This window comes from Brachybacterium halotolerans (assembly GCF_016623465.1).
GTDB lineage: Bacteria > Actinomycetota > Actinomycetes > Actinomycetales > Dermabacteraceae > Brachybacterium > Brachybacterium halotolerans.
In genome coordinates this window covers 121439-134059 of sequence record NZ_JAEDAJ010000006.1, presented here as the reverse complement: position 1 = coordinate 134059, position 12621 = coordinate 121439, and the positions used below count along the sequence as shown (strand labels likewise).

General features: G+C 72.2%; 11 protein-coding genes. 8 read left to right on the top strand and 3 right to left on the bottom strand.

Annotated elements, in window-relative coordinates:
- Positions 1–23: 23 nt before the first annotated feature.
- The 6 genes from pstC to I8D64_RS11465 all read left to right on the top strand — a co-directional run bounded on the left by pstC (position 24) and on the right by I8D64_RS11465 (position 5754).
- The gene (pstC, locus tag I8D64_RS11490) at positions 24–1028 is read left to right on the top strand and encodes a phosphate ABC transporter permease subunit PstC (protein WP_200502871.1); all 1005 of its coding nucleotides are present in this window, start codon (positions 24–26) and stop codon (positions 1026–1028) included.
- Between the two features lie 19 nt (positions 1029–1047).
- The gene (gene pstA, locus I8D64_RS11485) at positions 1048–2214 is read left to right on the top strand and encodes a phosphate ABC transporter permease PstA (protein WP_200502869.1); all 1167 of its coding nucleotides are present in this window, start codon (positions 1048–1050) and stop codon (positions 2212–2214) included.
- Positions 2215–2249: 35 nt separating this feature from the next.
- Complete coding sequence (pstB, locus tag I8D64_RS11480) at positions 2250–3029, top strand: phosphate ABC transporter ATP-binding protein PstB (protein ID WP_200502867.1); 780 nt, start codon at positions 2250–2252, stop codon at positions 3027–3029.
- Between the two features lie 92 nt (positions 3030–3121).
- Complete coding sequence (locus tag I8D64_RS11475) at positions 3122–3973, top strand: ABC transporter ATP-binding protein (RefSeq protein WP_200502865.1); 852 nt, start codon at positions 3122–3124, stop codon at positions 3971–3973.
- Positions 3970–5328: an FtsX-like permease family protein gene (locus I8D64_RS11470; protein WP_200502863.1), complete on the top strand. Its 1359-nt coding sequence runs from the start codon at positions 3970–3972 to the stop codon at positions 5326–5328. Before I8D64_RS11475 ends, I8D64_RS11470 begins: the two co-directional genes overlap by 4 nt.
- Before the next feature lie 99 nt (positions 5329–5427).
- Positions 5428–5754 (top strand): rhodanese-like domain-containing protein, encoded by a 327-nt coding sequence (locus I8D64_RS11465; protein ID WP_200502862.1) that lies wholly within the window; start codon positions 5428–5430, stop codon positions 5752–5754.
- A 270-nt stretch (positions 5755–6024) separates the two neighbouring features.
- On the opposite strand, the gene I8D64_RS11460 is transcribed toward I8D64_RS11465, so the two are convergent.
- Together I8D64_RS11460 and I8D64_RS11455 are read right to left on the bottom strand one after the other, a co-directional pair.
- Positions 6025–7254: a D-arabinono-1,4-lactone oxidase gene (locus I8D64_RS11460; RefSeq protein WP_200502861.1), complete on the bottom strand. Its 1230-nt coding sequence runs from the start codon at positions 7252–7254 to the stop codon at positions 6025–6027.
- A gap of 75 nt (positions 7255–7329) precedes the next feature.
- Positions 7330–8097 carry a CPBP family intramembrane glutamic endopeptidase gene (locus tag I8D64_RS11455; protein ID WP_200502999.1) on the bottom strand — a complete coding sequence of 256 codons (768 nt, stop codon included), beginning with the start codon at positions 8095–8097 and terminating at the stop codon, positions 7330–7332.
- Positions 8098–8269: 172 nt separating this feature from the next.
- Here I8D64_RS11455 and I8D64_RS11450 point away from each other — a divergent pair, with 172 nt between their 5' ends.
- Both I8D64_RS11450 and I8D64_RS11445 read left to right on the top strand, forming a co-directional pair.
- The gene (locus tag I8D64_RS11450; protein ID WP_343068552.1) at positions 8270–9004 is read left to right on the top strand and encodes a peptidyl-tRNA hydrolase; all 735 of its coding nucleotides are present in this window, start codon (positions 8270–8272) and stop codon (positions 9002–9004) included.
- 4 nt (positions 9005–9008) lie between these two features.
- A complete protein-coding gene (locus I8D64_RS11445; RefSeq protein ID WP_200502859.1) occupies positions 9009–9734 on the top strand; it encodes an SDR family oxidoreductase in 726 nt (241 codons plus the stop codon).
- 30 nt (positions 9735–9764) lie between these two features.
- Here the strand turns inward: I8D64_RS11445 and ppdK are convergent, their stop codons facing one another.
- Positions 9765–12470, bottom strand: coding sequence for a pyruvate, phosphate dikinase (ppdK, locus tag I8D64_RS11440; RefSeq protein WP_200502858.1), 2706 nt, complete (start codon positions 12468–12470; stop codon positions 9765–9767).
- Positions 12471–12621 lie beyond the last annotated feature (151 nt).

The window sequence follows — 12621 nt, the reverse complement described above, 5'->3', positions numbered from 1 at the left end:
GCCCGCCCACAGGAAGGCGCCACATGAGCACCCCCGCCGCCGCAGACCCCGCGTCCACGGCACCGGAGCAGGACCCCGCGCAGAGCCCCGAGCCCGGCGGATCCAAGGCCGTGGCCGGCCGCCGCTCCAAGCGGCGACCCGGCGACATGATCTTCACCGGGCTGAGCGTCGGCTCCGGACTGCTCATCTTCGTCACCCTCGCGCTGGTCGCGATCTTCCTGACCGTCCGCTCGATCCCCGCGATCCGCGACAGCAAGGAGCTGGGCGGCGGGCCCGACGCCATCTCGCTCTGGTCCTTCGCCGCGCCGCTCGTGTTCGGCACGGTCTTCGCCGCGCTGCTCGCGCTCATCATGGCCGTGCCCGTCTCGATCGGGATCGCGCTGTTCATCTCCCACTTCGCGCCGCGGCGACTGGCCACCCCGCTCGGCTTCATGATCGATCTGCTGGCGGCCGTGCCCTCGGTCGTCTTCGGCCTCTGGGGCGGCGTGTGGCTGGTGCCGAAGATGCAGCCGCTCTACGAGCTCCTCAACACGTACGTGGGATGGTTCCCGCTGTTCGGCGGCGACCCCTCCACGCCGATGCGCAACCTCGCGACCGCCTCGATCGTGCTCGCGGTGATGATCCTGCCGATCATCACCGCGGTTTCGCGCGAGGTCTTCCTGCAGACCCCGCGGCTGCAGGAGGAGGCGGCCCTCGCGCTCGGCGCGACCCGGTGGGAGATGATCCGCGCCGTGGTGCTGCCCTTCGGGCGCTCGGGCGTCGTCTCCGCCTCGATGCTCGGTCTCGGACGCGCGCTCGGAGAGACCATGGCCGTGCTCATGGTGCTCTCCCCGGGGGCAACGTTCTCCCTGCACATCCTCGAGGTCGGGCAGCACAACACGATCGCCGCGAACATCGCCTCCCAGAGCGCCGAGGCCACGCCCGACGTCATGGCCCGACTGATCTTCACCGGCCTGGTCCTTTTCGTCATCACCTTCGTCATCAACGCACTCGCCCGCGCGATCGTCTCGCGCTCGGCGAAGTCGTGAGGGGCCAGGAGGGAACACCATGAGCGCCACCCCCGCACGCACCGCCTCCTCCGGGCTGGTCACCGGCTCGGGAGCATCCGAGCGCCGCCTGCCCTGGTACCACCTGCTGCTCACCGCGGCGATCGCGATCGCGCTCGCCGCGATCGTGCTGGTCCTGTTCGACAGCTTCTCGATCGGCGGGCTCGTGGTGCTCGGCTACGTCCTGCACCTGGTCATCGGGTACGGCTACTCGCGGATCCGCGAGGGCCGCCGCTGGGCGAACGACCGCTTCGCGACACTGCTCGTCTTCGGCGCCTTCGCCGTCGCCATGATCCCGCTGATCTCCTTGCTGTGGGAGGTCCTGCACCGCGGCCTCGGCAAGCTCATCAGCCCGTACCCCGGGTACTTCTGGACCGCCGACATGGCGGGGGTGGTCGGCGGCATGGTGTCCGGCGGCATCGCCCACGCGATCGTCGGCACCCTGCTGATCACCCTCGGCGCGAGCATCATCTCGGTCCCGATCGGCCTGCTCACCGCGATCTTCCTCGTCGAGTACGCCCGCTACGGCGCGCTTCGCGTGCTGGGGCGCGGCATCACCTTCCTGGTCGACGTGATGACGGGCATCCCCTCGATCGTCGCGGGCCTGTTCGGCCTGGCCCTGTTCATCACCATCACGAACGACCCCGGCATCCGCATCGGCCTCATGGGCTCGGTCGCGCTGAGCGTGCTCATGGTCCCGACCGTGGTGCGCTCGAGCGAGGAGATGCTGCGGCTGGTGCCGCTCGAGCTGCGCGAGGCCGCCTACGGGCTGGGCGTCCCCAAGTGGCTCACGATCGTGAAGGTCGTGCTGCGCACCTCGATCGCGGGCCTCACCACGGGCGTCACTCTCGCCATCGCGCGCGTGATCGGCGAGACCGCGCCGCTGCTGCTGACCGTCGGCGCCCTGCCGATGATGAACGGCAACCTGTTCAGCGGACGCATGCAGACCCTGCCGACCTTCATCAACAGCCAGTACCGTTCGGGCAACGCCGTGTGCAACTCGGACGCCATCACCAACCCGATCACGCACATGCAGTACGCATGCTCGACGACGATCAACTACGACCGCGCCTGGGCCGCCGCCCTCACGCTCATCCTCATGGTGATGATCCTGAACATCGTCGCCCGCCTCGTCAGCCGCCTCTTCGCCCCCAAGCTCGGCCGCTGAGCCGGCGGCGCGGCCCCGCACCGAAAGGACACCCCATGGCCCAGGCCATCAACGTGGAGGACCTCAACATCTACTACGGCGACTTCCTCGCCGTGGAGGACGTGACCGTCACTCTCCAGCCCCGCTCGGTCACGGCCCTCATCGGCCCGTCGGGCTGCGGGAAGTCGACGTTCCTGCGCACCCTGAACCGGATGCACGAGGTCATCCCCGGCGCCTACGCGAAGGGCAGCGTCGAGATCGAGGGCTCGGACATCTACGGCCCGGGCGTCGATCCCGTCAACGTCCGCCGCCGCGTGGGCATGGTCTTCCAGAAGCCCAACCCGTTCCCCACCATGTCCATCAAGGACAACGTGCTGGCCGGGGTCAAGCTCAACAACAAGCGCATCTCGCGCTCCGCGTCCGAGGAGCTGGTGGAGACCTCGCTGAAGGGTGCGAACCTCTGGGAGGAGGTCAAGGACCGCCTCGACAAGCCCGGCCTGGGTCTCTCGGGCGGCCAGCAGCAGCGCCTGTGCATCGCGCGCGCGATCGCCGTGAAGCCCGAGGTGATCCTCATGGACGAGCCCTGCTCGGCGCTCGACCCGATCTCCACACTCGCGATCGAGGACCTCATCCACGAGATGAAGCAGGACTTCACGATTGTGATCGTCACGCACAACATGCAGCAGGCCTCGCGCGTCTCCGACCGCACGGGCTTCTTCAACATCGCGGGGACCGGCAAGCCCGGGCACCTCATCGAGATCGACGAGACCGAGAAGATGTTCACCAACCCCTCGAACTCGCAGACGGAGGACTACATCTCCGGTCGCTTCGGCTGAGCCCTCGCCTCAGACCACGGTCCGACGTCGGCCCCGGGAATCCGTTCCCGGGGCCGATGCGCGTGACGGGGCGGTGGGCGGAGGGTGGTGCCATGACCTCGACACCTCTGCCCTCGCAGCCCGCATCCCGGCCCGCCTCCCAGCCCGTCGGCCAGGACCCCGCCGCATACCCCGGGGCCCGGCCCGCCGCCGCCCCCGCATACCCCGGGGCCCAGCCCGCCGTCGCCCAGGGCCCCGTCGGCCCCGCACCGGTGCTCCAGGCCCGCGCCCTGCGCCACTCCTACGGGGAGAAGGCCGGCGCGACCCTCGCGCTGGACGGCGTGGACCTCGACATCCGCGCCGCCGAGTCGGTCGCGGTGATGGGCCCCTCCGGCTGCGGGAAGACGACCCTGCTGCACGTTCTCGCCGGCATCCTTCCCCCCACCTCCGGGAGCGTCGTCCATGCGGGCGCCTCGCTGGACTCCCTCTCCGACGCCGCCCGCACGCGCCTGCGCCGCACGAGCTTCGGCTTCGTCTTCCAGGACGGCCAGCTCCTTCCCGAGCTGACCGCCCTGGAGAACGTGGTGCTCCCGCGCATGCTCGGCGGCACCTCCCGGCGCGCCGCGAGCGCCGAGGCGTCGGCCTGGCTCGATCGCCTGGGCCTCGCGGGCATGCACGAGCGCCGGCCCGGCCAGCTCTCGGGCGGCCAGGCCCAGCGCGTCGCGATCGCCCGCGCCCTCGCCGGCCGGCCCTCGGTGGTCTTCGCCGACGAGCCCACCGGCGCGCTCGACCAGACCACCGGCCACAGCGTCCTCCAGGTGCTCGCCGAGGCCTGCCAGGACGCGGGCGCGGCCCTCGTCATGGTCACCCACGACCCGTCGGTCGCCGCGACCTGCGAGCGGACCATCGCCATGCGCGACGGCCGCATCGCCCAGCAGTTCCACCGCGAGGGAGGTGCACGATGAGTCTCCTCAGCACGGCCCCACTGATCCTCCGGCGCCGCGGCGGGATCGCCACTGCGCTGCCGATCATCGGCTTCGCGGCCTCGACCGGCATCCTCGCGACCGTCCTCGGCGGCCTCGGCGCCTTCGCCTCCCGCGCAGCCGCCTCGCCCGTCGGCGACGGGCCGCCCACGGCGGAGGCCTCCAACCTGTCCTTCCTCATGTCCTGCGCGATCGTCGCGACCGTGCTGCTCGTGCCCAGCGCCATGAGCCTGGGCAGCGCCGCCGCGAAGCTCAGCCTGTCCCGCCGCGAGCGGGACCTCGCCGCGGTGCGTCTGGTGGGCGGCACCACCGCCCAGGTCGGCGCGCTCGCCGTGGCCGACGTCCTCGCGCAGGCGCTCATCGGCTCGCTGATCGGGCTGCTCGCGCACCTCGCCGTCTCCCCGGCGCTCACGGCGCTCGACTTCGGGATGGCCCCCTTCAGCGTCGGCGAGCTGCTGATGCCGCTCTGGGCCTATCCGGTGCTGGTGATCGCGGCGACGCTGCTCGCGGGCGCCTCCGCCGGGATCGGCCTCGCGGGCGTCGCGATCTCACCGCTCGGGGTCGCCCGGGACTCGCGGATCGTGCGCATGTCCGTGGTGCGGCTGATCGTGTGGGCGGCGCTGATCGTGCTGTTCATCGCCGCGTTCCAGATCCTTCCCCGGATCGTGGGCGGGATCCCGAACGGGATCGGCGTGCTGATCGCCGTGCTCGCGATCCTCATGGCCCTCGTGATCGGCAGCGTGAACATCGTCGGCCCGTTCGTGGTGTGGGTGGTCGCACGGATCATCGCCGCCGTCGCACCCGGCCCCGCCCTGCTCGTGGGCGCCCGACGCCTCGCCGCCGACCCCCGCGCCGGATGGCGCGCCGTCTCCGGCATCACCTTCGGTCTCGTCATCGCCGGGTTCCTGACGCTGACCAGCATGTTCGGGAACATGGACGAGACCGCCTCCGAGCGGGCGCTGAGCACCGCCCTGCACACCGGCGGACTGCTCACCCTGGGCATCGCCGCCGTGCTCGCCGCCGTCTCGACCGGGGTCACGCAGACCGCCCGCGTGCTCGACCAGGCGCGCGTCTACCGCTCGCAGCATGTCGCGGGAGCGACCGTCAGCGCCCTCCAGCGCGCCCGCATCGCCGAGATCGCGATCCCCCTCGCACTGGCCGCGATCGTGGCGGGCCTGAGCGCCGCGGGGCTCCTCGCCCCCGTGATGAGCGGCGGCTTCGCCGTGGGCGCGGTCGCGCAGTACATCGCCTCGGCGCTCGGCGCGCTCGGCCTGGTGGCCCTCAGCGTCGCGGTGAGCGCGCCGCTCGTGGGACGGGTCGCGCGGTCCGACGCGTGAGGAGGACGGGTCGGACCGGTCCGACGCATGAGCGGCACGGATCGGCCGGGTCGACGCGCGGGCAGCACGCGCCGCCCGTCGGCTCGTAGGCTGGGGGCCATGGACATCGAATCCGTGGCCCCCACCGAGATCCCCGAGGGTGCGCACCTCATCGACGTGCGCGAGGACGACGAATGGACCGCCGGCCACGCCCCGCGCGCGCAGCACGTGCCGGCGAGCTCCTTCATGGAGCACCTGGGCGAGCTCCCCGAGGACGACGACCCGCTCTTCATCGTGTGCCGCTCCGGCGGGCGCAGCTTCCAGGTCACCCAGTGGCTGAACCAGAACGGCTTCGAGGCGATCAACGTCGCCGGGGGCATGGACATCTGGTTCGAGTCCTCACTGCCGATGGTCAGCGAGACGGACGCCGAGCCCTACGTGCTCTGAGGCGCGGCCGATCTCGACCCGCCGCTCGCGCTCGTGCTGGCGCATAACGCCCGCGAGAGGTGAGTTGATGCGGCATCACCCCCGCGAGAAGTGAGTTGATGTCGTCATTCGTGCGTTTTGGGGACCACAACTCACTTCTCGGTGAGGAGCCGCCGAACGCGTCACCGTCTCCGGGGCAGGCCAGCCGCGCCCCGTCTCCGGGGCAGGCCAGCCGCGCCCCGTCTCCGGGGCAGGCCAGCCGCGCCCAGCCCCGCCCAGTCCCAGCCCCGCTCAGCCCAGCAGCGCGCGCAGGTGGTCGTTGAGGAAGAGGCCGTGCGGGTCGAGCTCCGCGCGCACCTCGTCGAAGACGCCCAGCTGCGGGTAGAGCTCCTCCGCCCGGGCGCGGTCGAGCAGGTGCAGCTTGCCCCAGTGGGGGCGCGCGCCGCGCTCCTCGCCGATCGCGTCGGCCGCGGTGAGCAGCGGCCAGTAGTCCGAGCTGGTCTTCGCGGTCAGCGCGATCGTCACCCGCGGCCCGCCCTGCGCGATCGAGAGGGGAGTGTCGTCCCCGGCGACCCAGCGCAGCTCGATGGGGTACTGGTGCTCCGGGAAGTCCTCCACGTTCAGCGAGGTCAGATGTGAGAACGCCTCGTCGGCCCGATCCGCGGGGAACGCGAGCTCCATCTCGTGGAACGGCTTCGTGGAGCGGCCCGTGAACACCTGGTAGGCGGGTGCGGCGTCCTCCTCGCCCTCCTGGGCGACGTCGAGGCGCCGCACGAGAGCCTTCCCCGCGGCGCTCGCGTCCTCCTCGACGTCCAGCTGCAGCAGCGCGGGCGAGGCATCGGCGGGGAACCAGTGGACCTGCACGTGGCGGGCGCTCTCCCCGAGCGCGGCCAGATCCGCCGACGAGGGGGCGAGGTCCACGAGCTCGCGGCGATCTCGCAGGTGGAAGGCAGGGACCGTCTGCAGCTCGACCTCGAGGATCACGCCGAGCGCGCCCAGAGACACGCGGGCCGAGCGCAGGCGATCCACGTCGTCCTCGCCGATCTCCACGATCTCGCAGCGCCCGTCGACGAGTCGCAGGCCCGTGATCGCCTCGCTCATGATCTGCGAGTCCGTGCCGGAGCCGTGGGTGCCGGTGGCCAGCGCGCCCGCGATCGACTGGGCGTCGTGGTCGCCCTGCACGGGCAGCGAGAGGCCCTGCGCCCACAGCTCCTCGAACAGCTGGGACAGGGGAGTGCCCGCATGCGCGCGCACGCGCCCGCTCCCGGCGTCAACGCCGGTCAGGCCGCTCATCGCGCCGAGCTTCACGAGCACGCCGCCGGTGGGGATCAACGGGGAGAACGAGTGCCCGGCGCCCATCGTGCGCACGGGCAGGCGGCGTCCGATCGCCCAGCGCACGGCCTCGACGACCTCGGCCTCGGTCTCCGGTTGGACCACGGCCTGCGGGGTGAAGCGGTGGTTGCCGCCCCAGTTGTTGGAGCGCTGCTCGATCGTGGCGTGCGGAGGCAGGGAGAAGACCATGCGCCCAGGCTATCGGCAGGAGGTGGCGAAGGGCATGGGGCTGGGGGCGTTCCGGCCCGAGCCCGCGTCCACGCCCTACAGACCCAGCACGCCCTTCAGCAGCGCGTACCCCACGAACGCCACCACATCGAGCAGTGTGTGGGCGACGACCAGAGGGCCCACGCGGCGGGTGCGTCGGAAGTACTCGGTGAAGACCAGGCCCATCGCGAGGTTCGCGATGCCGGGGCCGATGCCCTGGTAGAGGTGGTAGCTGCCGCGCAGCACCGCCGTGATCACGAGGATCCCCGCCGTGCCCACGCCCAGGCGCTCGAGCCTCTGCACGAGGTACCCGGAGACGATCACCTCTTCGAGCACGGCGTTCTTCGCGGCCTGCAGGATCAGCACGGGGACCGTCCACCAGTGCGTGTCCAGCGCTGCGGGGATCACCTCGAGGGTCGCGCCGATCGCCCGGCCCGCGTAGTAGACGGCGAGCCCCGGGATGCCGATGCAGGCCGCGATCACGAGGCCGCGCACGCTGTCGCCGAGCGGCCTCGTGGGTGCGAGGCCGAGGCCCGCGAGGGCGGCTCGCAGACTGCCCGCGCTCACGCTGAGCAGCAGAATCACCAGTGCCACGGGTGCGAGGGTGAAGGTGATCCCGAGCAGTTGCTGCAGCAGGTCGAACCAGGGATTCGTGTCCTGCGAGCTGTTCAGCGTCGCCTGCTGGCCGCTCAGCGGCCCCGCGGCGAGCGACCGCGCGAGGGAGACGACCGAGTACACCCCCGAGCGCCCCAAGGACAGCGCCAGCACGATCACGATCTCGGCCACCAGGAACGCCGACGGCGGGTCGACGTCCCGGCGGCTCATCGGTGCCGCGCCGCTCCGGCGCGTCCGCGGGTCAGGGCTGATCTCGTCCACGGACACATGGTGCCACCGAGGGGTGCACTGGCCCCGGGACGCCGCCGACGCCGACACCGAGGCCCGTGCCGATGCCGACGCTGCGGGAATGCCGAGTCGCCCGGACCCGTTGCTCCCTGTCGTGAGCGAGAACGTGCAGCGACCCGACCGACCCGACCATGAGAACCCCTGGGCGATGCAGCTCGTGGTGCACCGCGTGAAGGCGGACCCCGCGCACCACGAGGACGTCGTCGAGGCCGCGGCTCAGGCCGTCGTGCAGCTCCTGGACGACGAGCGCTCCCGCACGGGCGAGTGGGCCGAGCAGGTCGAGCACTGGCGCGCGGGCTGGATCCGCAAGGTCGTGCGACGGGCCGATGGCGCCCGCTGGGACGCGGTGCAGTCCCTGCCCGGCGTCACCGTCGCCCACGGCACCGCGCAGGTGCGCGCCTTCGTCCCGGGGCCGCTGCAGCCGCTGCCCAAGGATCTCGCGAAGCTGCAGGTGGGCGGCACCGAGTTCCCCCGCGGCGGCCGCGAGGATGCCCCCGCCGCTCCCGCCGCTCCCGCCGTCGTCGCTCCCACGACCCCCGCAGCACCCGCGGCCTTCGTCGAGGTCGAGATCACCCCGCTCGAGGAGATCTCCACCGGCAAGACGGCCGCGCAGGCGGGCCATGCCGCGCAGCTCCTGTACGAGCAGATGGGGGAGGGGGAGCGCGCGACCTGGCGCGCCGACGGCTTCCGCGTCCGGCTGCTCCCGTCCGACGAGGCCGCCTGGGAGGAGCCGGGTGATGCGGTCCGCGTGATCGACGCGGGGCTCACCGAGGTCGACGGGCCGACGGAGACCGCCCGGGCGCACCGTCACCGCGCCCTGGGAGAATGACCGCATGAGCATCTCCGAGACCTCTCCCGCATCCGCCCGTCGGCCCGCCGTCCTCATCACCGGCGCCTCCCGCGGCATCGGCCGCGCCGTCGCCGACGAGCTCGCCGGTGACCACCGGCTGATCCTCGGCGGCCGCGACGCCGCGGCGCTCGCCGAGCTCGCCGCGTCCTATCCCGAGGCCGAGCCCTTCGCTGTGGACGTCACCGACTACGCGGCCGTGGGCGGAGCGGTCGCGGCGCTCGACCTGCCGGACGGTCTCGCCGGCGTCGTGCACAGCGCCGGCGTGCTGGTGGGCGGCACCACCGAGGAGATGGCGGTCTCCGAGTGGAACCGCTCGATGGAGGTCAACGTGACCGCTGTCGTCGAGCTCACGCGACTGCTGCTGCCCGCGCTGCGGAAGGCGCGCGGCACCGTCGTCGCCCTGAACTCCGGCAGCGGCTTCAACTCCATCGGCGGACGCGGCGCCTACTGCGCCTCGAAGTTCGCCCTGCGGGCCTTCACCGACGCCCTGCGCCTCGAGGAGCGCAAGCACGGGGTGCGGGTCAGCTCCGTGCATGCGGGCCGCGTCGACACCGACATGCAGCACGAGCTGCGGAGCATGGAGGACGGCCCCTACGAGATCGAGAAGTACCTCGAGCCGACGTCGGTCGCCTCCGCGGTCGCCCTCGCGATCCGCGCGACCGACGAGGCGAGCATGGACGTCATCTCCGTGCGCCCGCGGATGGGGTGAGGCCGCGCCCGGGCCCCTCCCCGGTCGCCCTCACGGCTGCGGTGTGAACCCCTCCTCGAGCAGTGTCGCGCGCCCGCACTCGAGGCGCGCGACGGGCACGCGGAACGGGGAGCACGAGACGTAGTCCAGGCCCAGCGAATGGAAGAAGTGGATGGAGGCGGGGTCCCCGCCGTGCTCCCCGCACACGCCAAGGGTGAGGTCCGGATTGGTGGCCCGACCGCGCTCGGCGGCGATCCGCAGCAGCTCGCCCACCCCGTACTGGTCGAGGGACTCAAAGGGGCTGTCGGAGAGGATGCCGCGCTCCTTGTAGGTGAAGAAGAACCCGGCCTCGACGTCGTCGCGGGAGAAGCCCCAGGTTGTCTGCGTGAGGTCGTTCGTGCCGAAGCTGAAGAACTCGGCGGCCTCGGCGATCTCCCCGGCGCGCAGGGCGGCGCGCGGCAGCTCGATCATGGTGCCGATGCGGGTGGTGAGCTCCGCGCCGTCCCCGGCCCCGGCCGTGACCTCCTCGGTGACGTCGTCGATCTCGTGGCGGATCGCCCGCAGCTCGCGCACGGACCCCACCAGCGGGATCATGATCTCGACGTGCGGGTCCCCGCCGTCGGCCCTGACCTCGAGCTCGGCCTCGAGGATCGCGCGCACCTGCATGCCGAACAGCCCGGGGATCGTCAGGCCCAGTCGCACGCCGCGCAGCCCCAGCATCGGGTTCTGCTCGTGCAGCCGTTCCACGGCGGCGAGGACCTTGCGCTCGTGCGGCTCGATCCGCCGCCCGGCTTCCTCGGCGCGGGCGATGCGCACCGAGAGGTCGGTGAGGTCCGGCAGGAACTCGTGCAGCGGCGGGTCCAGCAGACGGATCGTCACCGGCAGGTCGCCCATCGCCCGCAGCAGGCCCGCGAAGTCCGCCCGCTGTGCGGGCAGCAGCTCGGCGAGGGCCTCCTCGCGCTCCGCGGGGTCGCCCGCCAGGATCAGCTTCTCGACCTGCGCGCGGCGCTCGCCGAGGAAGATGTGCTCGGTCCGCGCGAGGCCGATGCCCTGCGCACCCATCTGCCGGGCCCGCTGGGCGTCGGCCGCGGTGTCCGCGTTCGCGCGCACCTGCATGCGCCGCACCTCGTCGGCCACGCCCATGAGCCGGTCGACGGAGCGGACCAGGGCCGACGCACGGGGATCGTCGGCGGCCAGATCCCCCTCGAGGTACTGGGCGACCTCGCTGGGCTCGACGGGGATGCGCCCGGCGAAGACCTCGCCGGTCGCCCCGTCGATCGAGAGCACGTCCCCCTCCCGGGCGACGACCTCCCCGTTCATGCGGATCTCCCGCGCCTTCGGGTCGACGTCGAGGGACTCGGCCCCGCACACGCAAGTCTTCCCGAGCCCGCGGGCGACCACGGCCGCGTGGGAGGTCTTGCCGCCGCGGGAGGTCAGCACGCCCTCGGCGGCGAGCATGCCGCCGAGGTCGTCGGGGTTGGTCTCGCGCCGCACCAGCAGGCACTCGTGCCCCTCCTGGGCGCGGGCGATCACGGTCTCCGAGTCGAAGACGACCTCGCCGACGGCGGCGCCGGGGGAGGCGCCCATCCCGCGGGCGAGCACCTCGCGCTCGCCGCTCGCGAACCTCGGGAACATGAGCCGGGTGAGCTGCGCGCCGCTCACGCGGGTGAGGGCCTCGCGCTCGTCGATCGCGCCCTCGTCCACGAGGGTCGTGGCGATGAGGAAGGCCGCGGCGGCGGTGCGCTTGCCCACGCGGGTCTGCAGCATCCACAGCTTCCCCGACTCGATCGTGAACTCGATGTCGCACAGGTCCCGGTAGTGCTCCTCGAGCACGTCCATGGTGCGCAGCAGCTCCTGATACGCATCGGGCAGCACCTCGCCGAGCTCCTCGAGGGACCGGGTGTTGCGGATGCCCGCGACGACGTCCTCGCCCTGCGCGCCCACCAGGAAGTCGCCGTAGATGCCGTGCTCGCCGGTCGAGGGGTCGCGGGTGAAGGCGACGCCGGTCGCGGAGCGTTCGTCGAGGTTCCCGAAGACCATCGCGACCACGTTCACGGCGGTGCCCAGCTCGTGGTCGATGTGCTCGGCGTTGCGGTAGATGACGGCGCGCGGGGCGTTCCACGACTCGAAGACAGCGCTGATCGAGCCGCGCAGCTGCTCCCGCGGGTCCTGCGGGAAGGGGCTCCCGTTCTCGCGCTCGATGATCTGCTTGTATCGGCCGACGATCTCCTCCAGGGCGCCTGCGTCCAGTCCCGCGTCGTCGGCGGCTCCGCGCTCCTCGCGGACCGCCTCGAGCGACTCCTCGAACGTGCTCGCCTCGATGCCGAGCACGGTCGCCCCGTACATCTGCAGCAGACGCCGGTAGGAGTCCTGGGCGAAGCGCTCGGAGCCCGACTGCGCGGCGAGCCCCTGCACGGTCTCGTCGTTCAGGCCCACGTTCAGCACCGTCTCCATCATCCCGGGCATGGAGATCGCGGCGCCCGAGCGCACGGAGACCAGCAGCGGGTCCTCGCGGTCCCCGAAGCGTCGGCCGATCTGCTGCGCGACGTCCTCGAGCGCGGCGGTCACCTGATCGGCGAGCTCGGGCGGGTTCTGGCCGTGATGCATGACGTACCGGCAGGCGTCGGTCGTGATCGTGAAGCCGGGCGGGACGGGCAGGCCCAGCCGGGTCATCTCGGCGAGGTTCGCTCCCTTGCCGCCCAGCAGATCCTTCTGGTCCTTGGAGCCCTCGCGGAACGGGTGGACGAACGTGCTCATCCCCATCACCTCTCGCCCTCTCCCCGCGGCGGGGAGTGAGGCGACGGCCCGGGACGGCCGGACCGTCCGGTGCGTCCTTGCACCTGTGTTCACTGTAGATTCACCAGCGGTTCAGGGGAAGAGGCGGGGCCGCCCTCCCGTTGCTACTCTC